The organism is Winogradskyella pacifica (assembly GCF_013403915.1).
Classification (GTDB): domain Bacteria; phylum Bacteroidota; class Bacteroidia; order Flavobacteriales; family Flavobacteriaceae; genus Winogradskyella; species Winogradskyella pacifica.
Map to the genome: position 1 here is coordinate 1 of NZ_JABFDI010000030.1, position 21,546 is coordinate 21,546.

16 protein-coding genes are annotated in these 21,546 nt (G+C 29.6%); 12 read left to right on the top strand and 4 right to left on the bottom strand.

Going from position 1 to position 21,546, the window contains the following annotated elements; all coding sequences use genetic code 11:
- Positions 1-207: 207 nt before the first annotated feature.
- Both HM984_RS16945 and HM984_RS16950 read right to left on the bottom strand, forming a co-directional pair.
- Positions 208-615 (bottom strand): DUF4288 domain-containing protein, encoded by a 408-nt coding sequence (locus tag HM984_RS16945; RefSeq protein WP_072305085.1) that lies wholly within the window; start codon positions 613-615, stop codon positions 208-210.
- A complete protein-coding gene (locus tag HM984_RS16950; RefSeq protein WP_179350036.1) occupies positions 615-1,166 on the bottom strand; it encodes a hypothetical protein in 552 nt (183 codons plus the stop codon). Before HM984_RS16950 ends, HM984_RS16945 begins: the two co-directional genes overlap by 1 nt.
- Positions 1,167-1,496: 330 nt before the next feature.
- Here HM984_RS16950 and HM984_RS16955 point away from each other — a divergent pair, with 330 nt between their 5' ends.
- The 12 genes from HM984_RS16955 (at position 1,497) to HM984_RS17010 (ending at position 19,487) form a co-directional block, all read left to right on the top strand.
- Complete coding sequence (locus tag HM984_RS16955) at positions 1,497-2,714, top strand: site-specific integrase (protein ID WP_179350037.1); 1,218 nt, start codon at positions 1,497-1,499, stop codon at positions 2,712-2,714.
- A 3-nt stretch (positions 2,715-2,717) separates the two neighbouring features.
- Entirely contained in the window at positions 2,718-3,989 is a 1,272-nt protein-coding gene (locus tag HM984_RS16960; RefSeq protein ID WP_179350038.1) for a hypothetical protein, read from the top strand.
- Positions 3,990-4,121: 132 nt separating this feature from the next.
- A complete protein-coding gene (locus tag HM984_RS16965; RefSeq protein ID WP_179350039.1) occupies positions 4,122-4,406 on the top strand; it encodes a helix-turn-helix domain-containing protein in 285 nt (94 codons plus the stop codon).
- 58 nt (positions 4,407-4,464) lie between these two features.
- Positions 4,465-5,361, top strand: a complete 897-nt coding sequence (locus tag HM984_RS16970) for a hypothetical protein (RefSeq protein ID WP_179350040.1) — start codon at positions 4,465-4,467, stop codon at positions 5,359-5,361.
- A gap of 214 nt (positions 5,362-5,575) precedes the next feature.
- Positions 5,576-5,773, top strand: a complete 198-nt coding sequence (locus tag HM984_RS16975) for a helix-turn-helix domain-containing protein (protein ID WP_179350041.1) — start codon at positions 5,576-5,578, stop codon at positions 5,771-5,773.
- Between the two features lie 3 nt (positions 5,774-5,776).
- Complete coding sequence (locus tag HM984_RS16980; protein ID WP_179350042.1) at positions 5,777-7,486, top strand: site-specific DNA-methyltransferase; 1,710 nt, start codon at positions 5,777-5,779, stop codon at positions 7,484-7,486.
- Positions 7,487-7,488: 2 nt separating this feature from the next.
- Positions 7,489-10,134, top strand: coding sequence for a DEAD/DEAH box helicase (locus tag HM984_RS16985; protein ID WP_179350043.1), 2,646 nt, complete (start codon positions 7,489-7,491; stop codon positions 10,132-10,134).
- Positions 10,135-10,142: 8 nt separating this feature from the next.
- Positions 10,143-12,932, top strand: a complete 2,790-nt coding sequence (locus HM984_RS16990; RefSeq protein WP_179350044.1) for a TrlF family AAA-like ATPase — start codon at positions 10,143-10,145, stop codon at positions 12,930-12,932.
- Positions 12,933-12,938: 6 nt separating this feature from the next.
- Positions 12,939-14,951: an AAA family ATPase gene (locus HM984_RS16995; protein WP_179350045.1), complete on the top strand. Its 2,013-nt coding sequence runs from the start codon at positions 12,939-12,941 to the stop codon at positions 14,949-14,951.
- Positions 14,935-15,873, top strand: a complete 939-nt coding sequence (locus HM984_RS17000) for an HNH endonuclease (protein ID WP_179350046.1) — start codon at positions 14,935-14,937, stop codon at positions 15,871-15,873. The genes HM984_RS16995 and HM984_RS17000 overlap by 17 nt, the downstream gene beginning before the upstream one ends.
- A gap of 19 nt (positions 15,874-15,892) precedes the next feature.
- Complete coding sequence (locus HM984_RS17005) at positions 15,893-17,605, top strand: hypothetical protein (protein ID WP_179350047.1); 1,713 nt, start codon at positions 15,893-15,895, stop codon at positions 17,603-17,605.
- Between the two features lie 1,240 nt (positions 17,606-18,845).
- Positions 18,846-19,487 carry a DUF6266 family protein gene (locus tag HM984_RS17010; RefSeq protein WP_179350048.1) on the top strand — a complete coding sequence of 214 codons (642 nt, stop codon included), beginning with the start codon at positions 18,846-18,848 and terminating at the stop codon, positions 19,485-19,487.
- 196 nt (positions 19,488-19,683) lie between these two features.
- On the opposite strand, the gene HM984_RS17015 is transcribed toward HM984_RS17010, so the two are convergent.
- Positions 19,684-20,376 carry a hypothetical protein gene (locus HM984_RS17015; RefSeq protein WP_257018521.1) on the bottom strand — a complete coding sequence of 231 codons (693 nt, stop codon included), beginning with the start codon at positions 20,374-20,376 and terminating at the stop codon, positions 19,684-19,686.
- Positions 20,377-20,639: 263 nt separating this feature from the next.
- A complete protein-coding gene (locus HM984_RS17020) occupies positions 20,640-21,470 on the bottom strand; it encodes an imm11 family protein (RefSeq protein ID WP_179350050.1) in 831 nt (276 codons plus the stop codon).
- Between the last annotated feature and the right edge of the window lie 76 nt (positions 21,471-21,546).

The following is a 21,546-nucleotide window of genomic DNA, read 5'->3' on the forward strand; positions in this document are numbered from 1 at the left end:
TGAAAAATTCATTAAAATTTCAGTTAAGTTTGAGTTAGTTTTTCGGTTTCGGTTCGTTTTGGGTAAATGCACCACAACGTTTATGTATAAGAATAGTTGCGGGTTTGTATGCGAGGAATTTCCGAAGGAAATTCAGACGTTACAAACACGCAACGACCTTTGATTAAGCACTAAACCGCAATTATTTTTATACGGTGTTAGCCACAGTTATTTATTCGGTTGTTGTTTCGGTTTTATTAATTTCATTAGCTCTTTCTTTTTGTAAGGCATTCTCATTGTTCTTCGATTACTAATAAATCCGTAATCATTCCACATCAATTCCGCACCATCTTCAATGTCTTCATAAATCGGCAACAATTCTCCAATTCCAACAAAAATCCATTCCATTTCTATTTTGTCAGAATTCGTGAATTTATATTCTGCTTCTTTTCCAAGCTTTACAGCTTTATCAAATGCTTTTTCTGGTGAATCGGCTTTAATTAAATGATGATTTCCCCAAGTTGTAACTCTTCGCAACTCTTGCTTTTCATTTCGTTCAACAGGTTCACATTTTTCAATAATTTCGACTATGTACCAATTCCCATTTTTATTTGAAATCTTTTCTGCTTTTTCCATTATTCTATTAAATATTTTGAAAATACATTTGCATAACGGTCGTCAAAACTCAATTTTGTTATATCCTCAAAATTGTGCTTTGTGTTTTTCTTATCCAAAATACCTTGAGCATTAAAATATCTTATCGAAATGGATTTTTTATTAATTCGCTTTAACTGTCCAATGCAAAAAAAGTTTTGTTTAGGATGTTCGCATTCTGATATAATTGTCAATTCAGTTGCTTTAATATCTTTCACGATTGAATTCCAATCCGTTAAATCAACTTTATATTTAGCTTTAATTTCACTTATTAATCCTTCTTCTTTTAATATCCGATGGATTGTTTTGTCGTTCTTATTATATCTAACGTGTTTGATTGTTTGAATCGGAATAACTTGATAGCCTAAAACTCTGAATTCGTCTGTTTCTTGAAGTAATATAAAATCAGGCGACTTATCGAGAATAAATCCAGTAGAGATTCCCTCAAAACTACCTTTTTTCCTTGTCAGTCTAACGTATAGTTTTTCAGAACAATGTTTGTCTAATTTTTCTATTACTTTCTCTTTTTTCACGGTTCTGTTTTAATTGTGGCTAACGAGTTTGTGTATGGTTAGTTGCGTGGTTAAGCAACTAAGTTAACAAACATTTACGAACCCGTGAAAATTCCGCAGGAATTTTCGCAAGTAGGCTAGAACCAAGCAATTAATTATACACGGTGTTGTCTATTTGTTGTACCTATATAATCTTCAATGCTTTAAAAAGCCTATAAATAAAGAATTTACATAAAATATTAATGCAACAAAGTGCAAATAAATACACGTAAATGCATTGATTGTTGTACCAATTGTTGTACCTTAGTATTCTATTGCACCAGCTTGCACACTATAATACAAAGGGAAATTATGGCATCCGTTAAAATAATTTTAAGAAAAAATAAGATAGATAAAGCAGGTAACGCACCATTATATCTTAGGCTTATCAAAGACCGCAAACCTAAATTTATATCATTAGGTTTTAAAATTAGCCCATCTGAATGGGATGAAGACAAGCAGATAGTAAAGAAAAATCATAGTAATTCTGCACGCCTTAATAAATTCTTATCTCAAAAGGTTGCAGATGCACAAGGGCAAATAGCAGACTTAGAAACTAAAAATCAATCCACATCAGCGAGAAAACTTAAAGAGGCCATAAAAGGTAAGCCTATGGTTAATTTCTTTGAGTACTCTTATAATCGTTGCGAGAAGCAAAAGCACACACTTGCGTTATCTACTTATAACAACTATAAAAACTACCTTAAAAAGTTTGAAACTTTTATAGGTCATAGAGAAGTAATGTTTGATGATATTACGGTTACTACATTAAAAAACTATGCAGGATATTGCAGTACTACGTTAGGCAACAATAACACGACTATAAATTTTTCTTTAAAGATTCTTAACTTAATGTTTAAAGAAGCACAGAGAGAAGACCTAATACCTTTAAATCACTTTCCATTTAGCAAGTTTAATGTTAAGAAGTCAAAAAGTACAAAGCGTTATCTTAATGATGAACAGTTTAAAGCATTAATAAATTTAGAAGTATCAAATAAAGCTAAAGCACAAATTATAAAAGATATGTTTATTTTTTCAGTCTTTTCTGGTGGTTTAAGGTTTGGCGATGTAATCGAATTAAAATGGAATAACTACAACGCTAAAGAGCAAAAAATAACTAAAGTTATTCGCAAAACTAATAGACAGCATAGTATTAGAATAGGGCAAAAAGCGATTGAGATTTTAGAGAAGTATAAAACAGAAGAAAGCAAAAACGGAGATATAATATTTCCATTTGCAAAAATTGACAAAGAGTATTTCACAAATAGAGAGCATAGAGCAAAATTAGTACAAAGAGCAATCGCATTAAGTGGTATGTATTTAACTAAAATGGGTAAAGAATTAGAATTGCCATTTTCGTTAACCTTTCATATTAGCAGACATACTTTTGCGACCAGGGCATTAAATAACGGTATGAGAATAGAACACGTATCAAAACTAATGGACCATACAGATATAGGTATCACACAAGTATATGCAAAAATAGTAAGTAGCGAATTAGATAAAGCAGTAGACCAATACATCAATTAAGTTATGGGAGAATTTTCAAAAGAAGAGTTATTAATACTCGATAAAAGTATTGAGCAAATAGAACTACAAATTTCATCTGGTATTTATGAGAATGGAGATAAAGACAGAATGCTATTCGCTTCTTGTCTTAATGACGAAGAAAAAGAAGATTTAACCAAAAAGGAAATTAAGAAACATCAAAAGAAATTAGCAAAGTGTCCTGCTGATATTTCTGCATATATAACAGCTTATATTAATCCAAGTAAATTTGATATTGGTGATGATGATTATCATCAATATAGAGAACGCATAATTAAAAATTATGTAGCCTCTACATTCATTGAAGTTTGCGATAACCTATTAGAAAATAAATTTAAAACTATTGCTGATATAAATGCGGAAGATGATTCTTTTTGGGAAATGCTTATTGATTCTAATTATTATGGTATTGATTATAATAGTATAACTGCTTTCATTAAGTTTTTGATTATTGCTGATAGATTAGTAGGCTACAAATCAATATTAGATACTATTGAAAAAGAACGTTTTGAAGAAGAATATGCGAAAATGACAGAAGACGAAGGTAATGAGATTTACAAACTACTTGATGGTGTAAGGTCAAAAGACCATACAGGATTACAGTTATTTAATATTGTAAAAGAGCAAACCAATTTAGATCCTACATCTTTAAAGTATTTCTTGCACGATATAGAAGTTTATGTATTTGCTGAAAAAGACGATTACGAAAGTAATTTTACTTGGGAAGAAATTGACGAAGCAATTGAAACTTTAAAGAAAAGAGGACATTCAGAAGAAGATATGTTGCGTTTAGGCTACATAACTAAACATAAATCTTTAGGATTAGCAGGACAAAAGGAAGGTGAAATAATAACACACATCAATAAAGAAAAATTACTCTTTCCTTTTGAATTTTATTCAATCTATGAAATGCAAGGAATAATAAAATCAGAATTAGCTAAACATAATAAAGAGCAAGTAGGAGAAAGTAATAATTCTAACAGTAGTAATAAACTAAAAGTAAACCTTTCTGTTCCGCAACTTGCGTTGCTCTTCAAAATGGTTAACGACCTAAAACCTACGGTTTTTAATGTGAAGTCAGAAGCAGAATTACATCGTTTTATTTCGGCAAATTTTCAAACTAAACAATCCAATCCAGAAAAAGGCATCAGCACTCAAAAGCTAAGAAATGAATTTAATAGTCCAGATTATAAAGCTATAGAGTTTTGGGAAAAACATATACGAACTATGCAGGCAGAAATTAAAAAATTAAAATAATTTTATTGCTACAAACTCAATGATAATAAGGGTTTTGGATGGGGTTATATAACCCTATGTAACTGTTTTAGTGTTACTCTATTACGCAAATTTACACCATAATTAATTGTTTAACACTCAAAAACAGCATTTATGGAAGCAGTAATTTTATCTAAAGACCAATACCAAGAACTTATAGGGCGTATTGATGAAATCAAATCTACAATCACAGATACATCTAAAAAACCACAAGATGTATTTTTGGACAATGCAGACTTTTTACAGCTTATGAATATAAGCAAGCGTACCGCTCAAACGTGGCGTGATGAAGGTAAAATATCATTCTCTCAAATAGGGAATAAAATTTATTACCGTATGTCAGATGTACAAACGCTTTTAAATAAGAACTATAATAAGGCATTTAAAAAGACACGCTAATAACTTCGGTTTTTAGCGTTTTTCTTTTAAAGGTTCTTGTGCTTATGCATTGGCTACTTTGTACGATACCATTAAATCTAAAATTATAATAGATAATCTACCTAATGAATTTTTAGCAGGAGAGCTTAAAAATTTAAAATGGGCAGGTTTCTTATGGCGTCCTATTCAGAATAAAAACGCATTTGTAATAGGTTATCAATCAGAATTACAAAATATCCATCTCAAAATGTACGGTAGTGAATTACAAATAGAAAATTCATTACAGAAATTCTATATGGGTAATAATTATCAAGATTTTACTTTTTCACAGGTTTTGACTGCGCTTGACAAACTCAATAGTAATCTTCCAATAGATCTTTATAAAACCACACTATTAAGAGCAGATATTGGTGTTGTAATAAAACACGATACCACGCAAGAAACAGATAGATGGTTAGATTATAAAGGCACTTTACCTATTCCAATGATAAAAGGAAATGTTATATATGGTAAAGAAATTAGGAAAACCAATTACAAATTTAAAGCCTATAACAAAACATTTGAAGCTCAAAAGACAGCAGATATAAAACTAAACGATAAGTTAATGCGTGTAGAGTTAAAAGGCAATAACAGGTATTTTAATAACCGTACAAATCCAATAGGATTATTTACTGTTCAAGATTTAATAGACCCTATAAAATACAGATTACTCGCAAACGAGTTACTCAATTTTTATGCAAGCATAAAAAAGAAAACCAATCTCAATTTCTCTAATTGGTCAACTAAAGAAACACGGTTATATGGCTATATGAACTATGTAGATTCTGCTAAAGCAATGAAACTGTATCACAAGGAAACTCATAAAAAAGAGCGTAGTCAGTTTCTAAAACTATTATCTAAACATCAAGATATTACACAAGAAAACATAGTAATAGATAAACTAAAATCTAAAATTGATTTTTCGATTAACAATTAAGTAATTTTTAAGACGTGTAGTATAGTCTAAAACAAGGGTAAAAATAAAGTTCTCTTTTTGGTAAAAGCCAAATAGTATAAATAAGAATCTTCTACAACCCTTATCAATCTTATAAAACAGTATTGTAATATATAATTATGTATAAAAACATAACGCAAAACGGTGTATTTTTAAGCAGATAAATGTATATTTAGAGTGTCTAAAAGATAAGATTATGAACAGAATAAAAGAAGTTCTGGAAGATAAAGGGATTAAGCAAGTGTGGCTTGCAGAGCGATTAGGCAAGAGTTTCAATACAGTTAATGGTTATGTGCAAAACCGCACGCAACCAAGTTTAGAAACCTTGTACGAGATTGCTACAATCTTACAGATAGATGCAAAAGAATTATTAGTTACAAAAGCGAGTAAATAAGATATGCCAACATTACATTGGATAGGAAAAGAAAAGGTAGTCAGTCATCATCAAGATGTGCCTTATAAGATATTAAATCATACTTATGGTTTTACAGAGAAAGGCGAACAGAAAACTGAAACAAAAAGCGGTAATAAAATTATTAAAGGAGATAATTTATTAGCATTAAAGGCATTATTGCCTGAATATGAAGGTAAAATAAAATGCATATATATAGACCCACCATACAATACAGGAAAAGAAAGTTGGGTGTATAATGATAATGTAAATCATCCTAAAATTAAAAAATGGTTAGGAGAGGTTGTAGGTAAAGATGGAGAGGATTTAACTCGTCACGACAAATGGTTGTGTATGATGTATCCACGTCTGAAGTTATTACATAAGTTACTTGCGGAAGATGGAGTTATTTTTGTTTCTATCGATGAAAATGAAGTTCATAATTTAAGATTAATGCTGAATGATATTTTTGGCTCAAATAACTTTATTGAACAATTAGTTTGGAATAAACGTGTTCCAAAAAATGATAAGGGAATTGGTAATATTCACGAGTATGTATTATTATACTCTAAAGAAAATCTAAAATCGCATCGATTTACCCAATTAAAAGAAGGTTTAGATAGTGTATTCGATTTAGTGTCAAAGCACAAAAGAAAAAAAACTAAAATATTAGAAGTAAAAAGTGATTTACAGAAATTATTTAAAAAGAATGGTTACGATAGAGGAATAACATTATATAATAATCTTGATGCTAACTATGATTTATTTGGAAAGATAAATTTAAGTTGGCCAAATGGTCAAACCAATGGTCCAAGATTTGATATTTTTCATCCTATCACTAAAAAACCTTGTAATGTTCCAGATAGAGGTTGGAGATGGAAAAAGGAAACATTTGATAGTTATTTAGATTACGATAATGTTGAAAAACTTGCTGATGGTTCATACAAATGTGGGAAAATTTGGTTCGCTAAAGATGAAAATACTCAACCAAGTTCGATTAAGTATTTATATGAAGTTAAAGATTTTTTATTAAGGTCTATAATTAGTTTAAAAAGTTCAGGAAGTATTGATCTTGAAGCTATTTTCGAGAAGGGAAAATTTGATTATCCTAAACCTGTAAATTTATTAGAGTTACTTCTAAATTCTTTTGATGATAAAGATGCGTTAATTTTAGATTCATTCGCTGGCTCTGGTACTACTGCTCACGCAGTATTAAATTTAAATAAAGCAGACGAAGGTTCAAGAAAATTCATATTAATTGAAATGGAAGATTATGCAGAAGAAGTTACATCTGAAAGGATAAAAAGGGTAATTAATGGTTATGGAAAAGATAAAAAAGAAGTTGAAGGAACTGGAGGTGCTTTTGATTTCTACGAATTAGGTAAGCCTATCTTTAAGGATAATGAAAATCTAAATGAAGAAGTAGGTGAAGATAAAATTAGAAATTACATCTATTATACAGAGACTAAGCAACCACTTACAAGGCAACAATCTAAAGAAGGCAAATATCTATTAGATAATTACCAAGATACAGGCTACTATTTCTATTACGAAAAAGATAGTTTAACCACTTTAGATAATAATAGTTTAGGTATCATTTCAGAGTTACAAGAACAATACATTATTTATGCAGACATATGTTTGCTTGATGAAGCCTATATGCTTAACAAAAACATCATATTCAAAAAAATACCAAGAGATATAAAACGTTTCTAAGAATGGAATTAAAAAAATACCAACAAGAGGTTATAAATGACCTTACTCAGTTTATAGAAGAGCTTGATACAACAAGACATCTTAGTAATGCATTTTCTAACTTTTGGGAAAGTAAAGGAATATCTGTACAGTCTTTAGAAGATGATTTTCTAAGACCTTATGATAATTCTATTAAAGGCGTACCAAGAGTTACTGTAAAAGTACCAACAGCAGGTGGTAAAACTTTTATAGCTTGTAATGCATTGAAACCTATCTTCGATAGCTTTCCATTAGATAAACCACAGGTTGTAGTTTGGTTTGTACCTTCAGATACTATTTTAAAACAGACTTATAAAAACCTAAATGATACTTCACATCCATATAGGCAAAAGATAGATGCACATTTTAATGGCAATGTAAAAGTCTATGATAAAGAAGCGTTATTATTTGGTCAAGGATTCAATCCTGTAGAGGTTAAAGAACAATTAAGCATATTAGTATTAAGTGTGCAGTCTTTTGTTGAAACCGTTAGAAAAGGCTTACCAAGAGCATACAGAGAAAATGAAAATTTAGCAGAGTTTGTATCTCATTTTAGAGACTTAAAAGCAAATCTTAATAATGTAGATGATACTGCATTAATCCAAGTTATAGCATATCTTAATCCTGTTATAGTAATAGATGAAAGTCATAATTTTGAAGCAGATTTAAGGATAGAGATGTTGAATAATATCAATCCAAGTTTCATATTCGATTTAACTGCTACACCACGTAATAAGAGTAATATCATAAGTTTTGTAGATGCTATTAAGTTGAAGAAAAACAATATGGTAAAACTACCTGTTATTGTTTACAATCATCAAGATACTACAGAAGTATTGAGTAGTGCAATACAAATGCAAAAGACCTTAGAGGCTAAAGCTAAAACACAAAAGGTAAATGGTGGTAAGTATATAAGACCTATTGTATTATTTCAAGCACAACCCAAAACTAAAGACGATAATATCACATTTGATAAGATTAAAAGCAGTCTTATGGAAATAGGTATTCCAGAAAGTCAAATTAAGATTAAGACTGCAAATAAAGACGAAATTAAAAATTTAGATTTATTAAGTCGTGATTGTGAAGTACGCTATATTATTACTGTAAATGCTTTAAAAGAAGGTTGGGATTGTCCTTTTGCTTATGTTTTAGCGTCATTGGCAAATAAATCATCTTCCATAGATGTAGAGCAGATTTTAGGTAGAGTGTTACGCTTGCCTTATGTAACTAAGCATAAAGAAGATTTATTGAATTACTCTTATGTGTTTACTTCATCTAATAACTTCTTAGATACCTTAGATAAAATTATTTTAGGTCTAAATAAGTCAGGATTTAGTGCAAAAGATTATAGAGTAAAAGAACAGCAAATAGAATCTAAAATTGATACTTCTACTGGTAAAGGTAGTTTTGAAGATTTGTTTGGTAAAGAACAAGAACAACCTACAGCTTCAACTAATGAGGACGATGTTACAGAAGTTACAATTAATGTAGATGATGTAAAGCAACTTACAGAATCAGAAAAAGGTACAAGCCAATTAGAAGACATCTTAAAACTTGCAGGAGATACTAATGCAGAGTTTGAAAAGAAGATGGAAGAATTGGAAAAAGAAGATAATTTAATACCAACCGAATTGAAAGAAAAGATAAAATCATTCCCAATCAAAGAGGTTTTTAAAGAAGATGCAAATAAAGAAGTAATACCAACATTTCATATTAAAACAGCGCCTTCACTTATAGAGCCAGATAATCTTATTCCACTAACCAAAAATCTATTATTAGATGGTTTTGAATTGGATAAGCAAAATAGTGATATAGACCTAACTCGTACAGCTTCTAAGATGGCAAGTATAGATCTCGCAGAAGGTAGAAAAGACGAATATGTTCCTGAGTATAAATATGTAGATAATCACGTAAAAGAAGCATTTGCAGAATATCTATCTACATTAACACCGGAACAAAAGATAAATCAAATTGCAGGTCGTATTACTAAAATAATAAAGAAGATTGACCAAATACCAGAACCCCAAATTATAGCATACGTTAAAAAGATTATTGCAGATTTAAATAGTGATAAAATTGCTGAAATCACTAATAATGAACCTTTCTATGCTAAGATTATAAAAAATAGAATTACTGAATTGTCTAACCAACATATGGAAAAGCAATTCGATAAATTATTAGATAAAGGAACTGTTTTATGTCAACCTTCATTTAAGTTTTCTAAAAAAATTAGTCCAAAAAACACGCTTAAAGGAATTACTAAAAATCTTTATATAGAAGAGGGCGAAATGAATGATTTTGAAAAGCAAGTCATTAATGAAGTAGCTAATCTTGATAGTGTTGTGTATTGGCATAGAAACTTAGAACGTGGTAAAGGATTATTAATAAATGGTTTTGTAAATCATTATCCAGACTTTATTGTAAAAATGAAAAATGGTAAAACCATTTTAGTAGAAACAAAAGGAGACCATTTAGATGGTTCAGACAGTCAACAAAAATTACGCTTAGGCGAAAAGTGGGCAAGTAAAGCTGGAGATAATTACCGCTACTTTATGGTTTTCAAAAGCGATAAGTTAGATGGTGCAAGAACAGTAGCAGAATTGATAGATATATTAAAGGATATGAAATAGGATTATATATGCAAGATTTTAACGGAGCAAGGTGGTATAAGTGCGATTTACATTTGCATACAACTGCAAGTAGATGTTTTCAAGATAGAGAGGTAACAGCTCAAGAATGGGTTGACAGAGCAATAGAACAAGGTTTAAACTGTGTTGCGGTTACAGATCACAATAGTCCTAATTGTATTGAAGCAATTCAAGAAATTGCAAAAGACACTAATTTAACAATCTTCCCTGGTGTTGAAATTACTTGTGATAGTTCTAAAGTTCATTTATTAGTACTATTTGACCCTTCTAAAAAAGCCACAGATGTTGGAGATTTTCTTATTCAATGCGAAATTAAGAGAGACGATTTTGGAAATGAATTAGCTAAAACTGACAAGAGTATTAATGAGGTAGCAGATATAGCATTCAAGAATGATGCAATGGTAATTCCTGCACATATTGATGAATTTAATGGTTTAGAGTCGATAGGTAATCAGAATCTTTTAGAATATTATAAACGTAATGATATAAATGCTGTTCAGGTGGTGCATAAGGTTTTTAATGAAAATGAATTTACTAATGCTAATATTAAAACAGTTCTACCTTATTTAAATGATTATTATGAAAACTCACCATTACCTATAGATGAAGCTACTGCGAAGAAGTGGTATAATACAGTAAAGCTATCTAAGGAAAATGATTTAGCATTATTAACTTTTTCAGATAATCCACACGAACCTAAAAATTCTAAACACGGTTTAAATGGTATTGGTTCAAGATTCACATATATAAAAATGGACGAAACACCTTCTTTAGAAGGGTTAAGACAGGCATTTCTATTGCCATCACATAGAATAGTTAATGATTTTGTTGATGCAACTTCTACAACAGATAAACCTGAATTTTGGATAAAATCAATAACCATAACGAATACTACATTAACAGGTACAGTACCTTTTAAAATTGGATTTAATCCACAATTAAATACTATAATAGGTGGTCGTGGTAGTGGTAAATCAAGTATTTTAAGGTTTATTAGAGGTGTATTTAATCGCACAAGTAATCTCGAAAATTTTGTAGATTTAGTAAAAGAACATAATAGCTTCTATAAAACTAATGAAGTAAAAGGTACAGAGTCTGTAGGTGTATTTAATGATTTGTCTACCATTGAAGTAGATTTTATTCGTAAAGACTTTTTATATCGTGTAAAAGCATCAAATATAAATTCTTCAGTTAATCAAACTATTGAAATACATAAATTAGTTGAAGGGGTTTGGGTAGAGATTGAGGATGAAGAGTTCTTAAACTTTTTAGAGTTTGAACAGTATTCTCAAAAGCAAATATTTGAAATTTCAAAAGACCCAAATGCTTTATTAGATAGAATAGATTTAAATGTTGAGGAAATTAGTCAACTAAAGGATAAAAGAGAGGTTGCTAAAGAGAATTTCTTGAAGTCTTGTAGCACCATAAGAACACATCAAGTAAGTTTAAAATCAAGACTTAAATTAATAACTGATATTGATGACTTAAAAAAGAAGTTAGAGACTTTAGATAAAGCAGGTATTAAGGAATTAATGGCCGAAAAGAAGGCGTTTGCAGAAGAAGAGAAATTACTAAACGATTATAAAGAACAAATTCAAGTATTAGTTAATCAATTAAATAGTCTAAAAACTGAGTTTGATATTGAACAACCAGATGAAGCAGATTTTTCTGAAGGTAATAGAGAAGAACTTAAAACAATCTTATCTGAGGTAAAAGAAGCTCTATCTACAAAAGCAACTGAGTACGAAGCACTAATAACATCTATATCACAGATAAAAACTGATTTAGAAACTAAATTAACATCTTCACAATGGAAGCAAGCATATACTACAGCAATAACTAATTATGATGTAAAGAAAGCTGAACTTGAAGCAGAAGGTGTAGAAAATATAGACCAATACGAAGCTATATCAAAAGATATTGAAGCTAAGGAAGAAGAATTAGTTGCACTCGATGTTATAAAAGAGAAAGAACGTTTAGAACTTATAGAAAGAGCCAAATATCAGGAGGAATTTGTTCAATTGTCTAAAGATGTAACAGATAAGCGTAAGGCGTTTATTGATGATAATGTAACTGATGATAAAATTAGAGTTAAAATTAAACCTTTCAGAAATCAAACAAGTTTCGAGTTACAAGTACGTAAGATTATTGGTAAATACACATCTTTTGAAGAAGATTTTAAGAAGTTAAAAGAGTTATGTTTTCAAGGTAACGTAGAACAGAAAATAAAAGAAGTAAAAGATGTATTCCGCAAAAATTACTTTGATGATAATGCAGATATAATTGGTGGTCATTTTAAAAATGCAGTTAAAGGTATAACTGATGCAGGTATGGATGAATTAGAATTATTTATGCCAGAGGATGAAGTAGTTGTAGAATATAAACCTGAAAACGCTGTTACGTTTAAATCGTTGTCTACTGCTTCCGCAGGACAACGTACTACAGCAATATTAACTTTTTTACTTTCATTTGGTACTATTCCATTATTGTTAGACCAACCAGAAGATGATTTAGATAATAGGTTAGTCTATGATTTAATAGTAGATAGATTAAAAGTAGCCAAAGGTAGTAGACAAATTATTGTAGTTACTCATAATGCCAATATTCCTGTTAATGGCGATGCTGAATATATTATCTCTATGGATTCTGAGAGTCAATTCACATCGGTTTTACATTCAGGTACAGTAGAAAGAGAAGAGATAAAGAAAGAGATTTGTGATGTAATGGAAGGAAGTGAGAAAGCATTTAAAATGCGTTCTGATAGATATAAATTAGTTTAAGTAGATATGAAAGGATTTAAACTAATAGCATTAAAAACTGGAGCAGAAAAAAAACGTTTTATTACTATACCAAAAAGTAAAAATAAAATAGATCCTTACAAGGTACTTAAACAAAATACAGTTTATCCATTCTATTCTAATTTTACTTTTCCTTCAAATAATTTTAACGAATTAGATATTGATGATAAAGAATTAATTGATTTATTTTCAACAACTATTGATGGTCATTCATTGAGTGTAAATATTAATGCTATCGTAGGTAAGAATGGTTCTGGTAAGAGTTCATTAATTGAATTACTTTATTTAGCTACATATAATATTGGTTGTCGTTTAAAACTTTTAAGAGACCCAAAAACGAACCGAGTTCTTTCGCCTTTTAAAGAATTAGAATTACAATTATTTTACAGTATTGATAATAAGTTTTTCTTAGTAAACTTACTTGATGGTTTTGTTTCTAAAAAAGAGTATGTATTAAAAAATAACAAACTCACTATTGATGCAGAAGAAGGTAAACAGTTTACTGTTTTTGATTTTAAAGAATATTTCTACACAATTACAGTTAATTATTCTCATTATGCTTTAAATGATTTAGAAGTAGGTCGATGGGTTAATTCTTTATTTCATAAGAACGATGGTTATCAAACACCTATTGTACTCAATCCTATGAGAGATAATGGTAATATTGATATGCTTCGTGAAAACAGACTTCTAAAAAGAAGACTGCAAGCTAATTTATTGCAAGATATTAAAGACCAAGACCCAAAATTATCTTTACGTAATATTGCTAATGGTAAGATTGCAAAAACGATTGAGATAGTTTACAATTCGGGCAAACTTCAAGGTTATGAGTTAGAAGCACAATATAATAGTGAAATTAGAAACAAAGTAGTTGCCTCTATCGAAGATGCGTTTGATTTTCAAATATCCAAGCAGGATTTAGATTCTAACTTATTTACTAATATTTGTGTAAACTATATCTGTAGTAAATTATTAAAAATAGCTACATACTATAGACCATATCATAAATATTTTAATGAGGTTGATGATAAAAAGTTTTTAAGAAATATAAATGCTTTAATTAAAGATGTTAGAACAAGTAATAGTCATATTTTTTTCAAAGTTAAAGGTGCTATTCTTTACTTGAAATATTATGATTGGTTATTAGGGAACATAAAAGATATAAATTCAAAAAAGAATGAGTTAGTCATTGAGGATTATGCAATAAAAATTCAAAAAATAATAGACGAAGAAACTGTTTTTGTTAATACATATATGTTAGCACCGCCTTCATTTTTTGATACTGATATTATATTAGAAGATGGTTCAAGTATAGATTCTCTAAGTTCTGGAGAAAAGCAAAAAGTACATAGTGTCAGTTCAATAATTTATCATATAATCAACCTTAATTCTGTTTCAGATTATAATCGGAGAATAGACCCAGAAAGCAGATTTCATAGTTACAATTATCTGAATATTGTTTTAGATGAAATAGAACTCTATTATCATCCAGAGTGGCAGAGAACCTACATTTATGATTTGTTAAATTCTATTAGTAGAATAAATCACTCTAATATATCATTTATCAAAGGGTTGAACATAACTTTTCTAACTCATTCGCCCTATATACTCTCAGATATTCCTGTGTCTAATGTTTTAAAATTAGATGAAGGTGTTCCTGTTAGTTCCTTAAATGCACCTCAAACTTATGGTGCTAATATTTATGAATTATTGACGGATAGTTTCTTTTTAGAGCATTTCTATATTGGTGAATATGCAAGGAGAGAAATACAGAAATTAATAAATACTCTTCAATTAGATGAAAAAGAAGTTGATGGCGATATTTTAAATGAAGAAGAAGAAGTTATTAGACTTAGAATAGAGATGATTGGTGAGGTTTTTTTGAAGAAAAAGCTTATGAATATGTTTTATGATAAATATCCCAATTCAAGAAATCTAAGAAGAATAGAATTAGAAAGGGAGCTTAAATTATTAGAAGAAGAAGATGATTCCAATAAGTAGGTCTGGCAGTATTAAAATTAATAATCATTTTAAGGACGTATTTACATCATTGTCCAAAAGGATTAAATATGTTATAAAAAATGGTGCAAGAGTTAGAGGTGCTACGTGTAATGCCTCTATTGTTAATGCTCGGTTTTTAAAAAGGTTAAACACAGAACCTTTTTTAAAAAGGTTAATAACTGCAAGCCCTGAAGATATTGATAAGATAATTTCAATATTCATAAATTTTGATGCAGATATTAAATTGAAAAGCAATAATTTAAATCAATTATTGACAGCCATTTTTATAAACACAGAATATCCTAAAATGGATAATACTAAGTTTTTGAAAAGATTAGAAATAGATACTTGCCCTTATTGTAATAGAAATTATATCTATAGTCTTTCTAAATCATCTAAGATAAAGCCAGAGTTAGATCACTTTTATCCTAAAAGTAAATATCCATTCCTGGGTTTAAGTTTTTATAATTTAATTCCATCTTGTCAAACTTGTAATGGTTATGGTGCAAAACACGAATTTGATCCTTTCATAGAAGGTCTTAAATCGCCTTATTTGATAAATGATAATGATTTCTTGTTCACATACTTACTTAAAAGACTTGACTATTTATCCCCATTAGAAGGTAATAGTAGTGTGTCAATTAGGTTTAAGAAAAAAGTAGCTGGTAATAATAAAATTTTAAAGCTTACAAAACTGTATAATAAACACGGAGACCACATATTAGAACTTATAGTTAAGGCTAAACTGAATTATAGTGATGATTATAGAGAATATTTGAGTTCTTATAATGGGTTGACGTTTACAGATACTGAAATTGATAGACTGTTAATTGGTAATTATACTTCATTGTCTGAGCTTCACAAGAGACCTTTTTCAAAATTATATAGAGATATAGCATTAGAATTAGGTTTGATTATTTAATAAAAAAAAACAATGTTATTTGAAAACAGATATTTTAGTTCGTCTTGCATATAGCAACGTATTCTCTCAGAGACGTTCTATTAAATCACTTCAAAAAGAAATCAATGTAAAAGATGCTCTATTTGTCTTATCTACATTAAACAAGTATGAATATAAATTAAGAGAAAAAGATAATACAGAGTTACGTTTCATACTAAATGAATGGCTCTTAAAAGACAATCTTAAATTAAGAACTGATATAGTTAATGCATATGCTAAACATTCTGAAAAAACAATAAACAATCAGCGTTTAAAACCAAATCTAAAAACTGTTGTTTTAATTAACAGAATTTCAACGTTGAGAGTTATTGAGATTTTGAGTGCAATTAGTATAGATAATCAATCAGCATCACATATAGAGTTATCAAAAAGTAGAGAAAATCTATTAAAATTATATCTATTAATTAGTGATGAGATTGCAAGTCGGCAGGATATTGTTTTTCGTAAATATTTCAAGAAGAAACCAAGTTACCTTGATGAGGTACATCTACATTTATTTTTAGGGATTACACAGCCTTTTCAGCATTACTATAAAATAAGGTCACTTCAACCAGAAGTTTATAAGTTTTTACTTTTTGAAAAATGGTTAAGAGTTAGCGATAAATATTCTGATTTATCAAAGATGTATGTTGAGCGCATTGGTCTTGATAATTGGTATCAATATTTTAGTGATGTTTTTCATTTATGTCAAGTAGCAACTGAGTCTAATATTATTTCATTTAAAAACTATCCAGTTCTTGAAACTTTAGCAGAACATCTTTTGATTGATACTAATAAAAATCCCAAATGGAGTGAGTTTGTATTTCTAAGAAAAAGTCCATTAGTTAAATTAGATGATGAACGTTACGCTGTATTAGATTTTGAATTTTTATTAAATAAATTTTTTAGTAGTCTTTATCACGACTTATTGGCTTTTAGTCAAGAAAGAGGTTTAAAAAGATTCTCGCAAGACTATGAAAAAGAATTTATTGAAGGTGTTTTGTTGAGTAATACATTCAAAACATCTTTTGGTAATTCATATATTCAATTTACTGAAGATGAAATTAAAAGTAAGGGAAGTAAAGGAATAGAAAATATTGGTCTTCCAGATTACTATATCAGAAATGGAAGTACAGTAATGCTTTTTGAATGTAAAAATTCGTTTATTTCAAATGCTAATAAAATAGCTTTGAACACAGATAAGCTACTTAAAGAATTGAAGGATAAATTTTACTATACAACTAACTCTAAAACTGGAAAGAGAAGAGGTAAAGGGGTGCTTCAGTTACTTGATTTTATAACTAATTCAATCGGTGGTAAGTATCGTTTTTTTGACAATCTTAAACGACCAGAAAATCTTAACTACTATCCCGTTTTATTGGTTATGGATGCTACTTTGACTTCAATGGGCTTTAATCAATTATTAAATCATTATTTTCAAATAGAACTTGAAGATTCTGTTATTAAAAAAAAGTATAAGATTAAACCATTAACTATAATTCATATAGACGACTTTTTTATTCATCAGGTCAGATTAAAGCGGTTATCAAAACTAATAGTGAGCTATCATAAATTTTTAAAGAGCAAGAAATCTTTTGATTCAATGATTTCATTTTCAGATTACTTGAATACATTTAAATTTCCTAAATCATTGACACCACGTAGGGAAAATGTCTCTCATATAATTTCAAATTCCTTACTACCATCGGAATAATAAGTCCCCACACAATAAAACCCAGTTTTTTCGTACCTCAAAATCCTCTGTGTTTTATTGTGTTCCGCTCGCCACCGCACAGTAGTTTTTAAGTCACGGTAATTGTAGTCAACACACAAATAGCACATTCCTTTTTTGTCGTACCTAAAAAAAGAAAAGAGCTATTGCCAACGCTCTAACAATTACAGCGCCATAAAAACAACCCAAAGCTATGTTACATAATAGAAGTTATAGTAGCAAAAACCTTTTCAAATGTTGCCTACGGCGTGTTATTATGTTTTGGTAGCTATAACTGCTATTATGTAAAATATCCGCTCATCCAACGCATAAATCCGAACGAAGAATAACATTTTGAACTAACAATGAACATTCGTAAATATTTGCATTGTTTTTATAAGTGCTTTTTTAGTTTTATGACAACAAGCGTTTTAATATTGGAAATTAGTTTTTGTTCAGACCATTTGTAAAGCACCTATAAAATCAAAAAATCCCAATAAGAGTATTACCCTTTATTTGTCAAAAACATTAATAAAGTTGTTTTCACTAAAAGTGGATGATAATCGCATCAATTTTAAAGTAGGTTTTAAGGTTTAGTAATTTGTTATCATAAGGAAGTTTGTAGTATCCACTTTTAATAAAACCAATAAAAAATATAGTAGAGAACAAATAAAGGGCAATACACTTATTTCCGCTTCTGCCAGCGCACTACGTATTTAATTATTGTTTTTATTTTTTATCTCATTCACCTGCACAAAATCATCGTTAAGTCCAAGTATTCCTTACCTCAAATCTTTGTTTGTTTCATTTCACTAAAAAATAAAAATCGTCTGACATCATAATTCCGTTTCAAAAAATAATAAAAAAGAAATCAAAGATATGTAGCTTCCTTCAGCCAACGCTCAATGCCGAAAAGGTCAAGCCCTACGGGTTTTGAATAAAACTTTTTCTAATAAACATTTGTAAAAAGGTTGATGATTCTTACTAAGAAAAACTTTTACCCAAAAACCTTGTCGTCATTACCCACGCCACAATTCTATATTGCTTTCTTTTTTTTCATTTTTTCTTTTAAAAATATATAAGGGCAAAGTAAAAAGGTGTAAGCCAATGCAAACGCAACCAAAAGGGTTTAAATCCTTGCAGAAGATTTTATATTTGCTTAAAGGTCAAAACGAAAGTATTGTTTAGTCCGAGTTAAGTCCGTACCAAATCCGAATAAGTAATTATTAAATTTATATATGTTATGGGCAAAATCTCACAAGGAATCTTAGGTGGATTATCTGGTAAAGTTGGAAACGTTATCGGTGGAAACTGGAAAGGAATTGATTACATTAGAATTAAACCTTCAAGTGTTGCGAATCCAAGAACGGAAGGACAAGTAAACCAAAGGACCAAATTTTCAAGCGTGTTGGAGTTTCTTCAACCTAACAAAGCCTTTTTAAAGGTCGGCTATAAGAATTTCGCTAATAAGCGAACAGAATTTAATTCTGCAATGTCTTATTTGCTAAACAATGCAATCACCGGTACTGCACCCAATTTTACAGTTGACTATAGTAATGCACTATTAAGTAGAGGAAGTCTCTCAGGTGTTTTAAATGGTGTGACAGACTTAACTAATGCAGGTCAAGTGGATTTTAGTTGGGGAGATAACTCAGCAGAAGGAAACGCAAACGTAGATGACAAAGCAATGGTGTTGGTTTACAATCCATCAAAGAAAGAATCTATTTATCTGCTTTATGGTGCGATAAGAACTGCAGGAACTCAGACAGTAACAATTCCAAGCACTTACGCAGGAGATACAGTAGAGCTATTTATGGCATTTGTTTCGGCAGATGGTAGCCAAGTATCAAATAGTATCTATTTAGGCTCTGGTACGGCAAGTTAAAAACGACTAAATAGAAGTAAAGAAACCACTCTCAAAAGGAGTGGTTTTTTCTTTTTAATACTACTTATACAAGGGTATGATATAAGGTTTAAAAAGTTGTACCTATGTTGTACCTTTTTTGTTTTACCTAAATTTTTATCAATAAATATAGGGGTTACAAGATTTTATTTAGATAACACGGTGTTGCCAGTAGTTTTTATTCCACTTTAATTGTTTTCTCAAACGGAATGTCAAATTTTTGTTCTCTATGATAAAATCGTAAAATCCCGTTTATTTCATAAATTCCAGTTTGCAATGAATCTAATTCAATATCCGCAATTGAATAGTTCTCTTTTAGTTTAAAATCGACTTTTTCCTCTTTTCCATTGAACTTAATTTTATTAATTAAAATGTGTCGATTTTCTTTTATGGGTTGTCCAAATCTTGAAGTCAAAGTAAGTTTAATTCCGTTGTCAGTTTTTTGTGAAATAACGCTGTCTACGTCTACTTTATACAATCCGTCTACTGAATAAGTTTTTCTACTTGCATACTCGAAAACATAAGCCATTCCAATTACAAGTCTATTCTTAATATATTTTAGGCTTAAATCATCAGAGTCAGATTTCGGCTGTTTAAATTCAGGTAATAAATAATCTTTTCTATTATCTACAAGTTTCGGAATTTCGCTGAGAATTTCGTTTGATTCCGCAACAATGCTTTTCAGATTATTTTCTTTATTTGTGATTGCACTGTCTATTTTAGAAATTAACCGTTCAAACTGTGAATCTAATTGATTTAATTTTTCAATTTTCCGTGTAGGCATTTCTTCGATTATCCGATAATAATCTCCTTTGTTCTTATTTAAAGTTCTATTATTAAATTCATAATTAGCTTGTAAAAACGAATTCATTTCGGTCAATTCTGCTTGTTGGTTATTACAAGAGAAAAGCGCGAAAATGGCTAGAAAATAAACTAAAATTCGGTTTTTCATTTAATCAATAAATATCAGTGTTCTCGGTTTTGTCAAATTACTGGCAACGGTCTTGTGTATGATTAGTTGCGTGGTTAAGCAACTAATTTAGCAAACTTTCACGGACCTGAGAATATTCCGAAGGAATATTCCAGATGAGCACTTACAAAGCAATTAATTATACACGGTGTTAGCACCAGTTTTTATATTTTAATTTTAGATGTCTCATCAGCTTGGTATCCAGTAATATTTTCACTTTCCATTTTCGCTTTTAATCTATCCGAGATAAATTTTGAAATAGTATTCAAATTATGAAATTCAAATAAATCAAATGCAGGAAATTTCTTCTTTAAAAAAATAGTTTTTGGGTTTATACTGCACCATTCATCGATTTTCCTTAATTCTTTAGTTTTTTCTTTAATTTCCTTTTGAGAATTGATTTCAATGTCCTGTCTAGTTTCAGGCAAATCAATTATTTTTTTGTTTTTATAAAATGTCGATTTCTTATAGTCAACATATTTAGTTGAATCATTGGAAAACTGTAAATAGTAATAGTTAGTATATTTTGTGTCTTTATGTTCAACAATTATTGGATAAAACCTATGTTTACCAATGTTAAAATCATTGAGTAAACTTTTTACTTTTCCGCTTATAATCCAACCGTTTCCAGATAAATAATCACCACTAATGAAATCAGTAATTTTGGCGGACTTATATAAGGTTACATTTCCAATGTCAGTATTTTTTGGTGGTAGGTTAAAGTCGGCGAAAAGTCTCTGTAAACGCGACATAGTCGGTTCGACCGATTCATCCATTTCAATTACATACTGTCCTTTCTCGTTTTTGTAAATTTTGCTTTTAGGACGTTTGGCATTTGGAACATAATGGTTTTCAACTTGCCAAGCAGTTCGAGTTGAAGTAGGTAATTTAAATTCATAAAAATCTTTTGATTTAGCTATATTAATATAATAGTCTAAATTATCTTTCTGCCATTTTAAGGCTAATCTTTCAAATATGGATTTTGGTTTTTTCAAATGTCTTGCCCTGAAATATGGCTACAGGTTAAAATTGATTTTATGCGGTTAATTTATAGACCATATTTGGTGTTTT

Bases quoted from the DNA above. Each gene is read 5' to 3' on its own strand.
- HM984_RS16945 (WP_072305085.1), bottom strand. From the start codon at position 615: ATGGAAAAAGCAGAAAAGATTTCAAATAAAAATGGGAATTGGTACATA.
- HM984_RS16955 (WP_179350037.1), top strand. From the start codon at position 1,497: ATGGCATCCGTTAAAATAATTTTAAGAAAAAATAAGATAGATAAAGCA.
- HM984_RS16960 (WP_179350038.1), top strand. From the start codon at position 2,718: ATGGGAGAATTTTCAAAAGAAGAGTTATTAATACTCGATAAAAGTATT.
- HM984_RS16965 (WP_179350039.1), top strand. From the start codon at position 4,122: ATGGAAGCAGTAATTTTATCTAAAGACCAATACCAAGAACTTATAGGG.
- HM984_RS16975 (WP_179350041.1), top strand. From the start codon at position 5,576: ATGAACAGAATAAAAGAAGTTCTGGAAGATAAAGGGATTAAGCAAGTG.
- HM984_RS16980 (WP_179350042.1), top strand. From the start codon at position 5,777: ATGCCAACATTACATTGGATAGGAAAAGAAAAGGTAGTCAGTCATCAT.
- HM984_RS16985 (WP_179350043.1), top strand. From the start codon at position 7,489: ATGGAATTAAAAAAATACCAACAAGAGGTTATAAATGACCTTACTCAG.
- HM984_RS16990 (WP_179350044.1), top strand. From the start codon at position 10,143: ATGCAAGATTTTAACGGAGCAAGGTGGTATAAGTGCGATTTACATTTG.
- HM984_RS16995 (WP_179350045.1), top strand. From the start codon at position 12,939: ATGAAAGGATTTAAACTAATAGCATTAAAAACTGGAGCAGAAAAAAAA.
- HM984_RS17000 (WP_179350046.1), top strand. From the start codon at position 14,935: ATGATTCCAATAAGTAGGTCTGGCAGTATTAAAATTAATAATCATTTT.
- HM984_RS17010 (WP_179350048.1), top strand. From the start codon at position 18,846: ATGGGCAAAATCTCACAAGGAATCTTAGGTGGATTATCTGGTAAAGTT.
- HM984_RS17015 (WP_257018521.1), bottom strand. From the start codon at position 20,376: ATGAATTCGTTTTTACAAGCTAATTATGAATTTAATAATAGAACTTTA.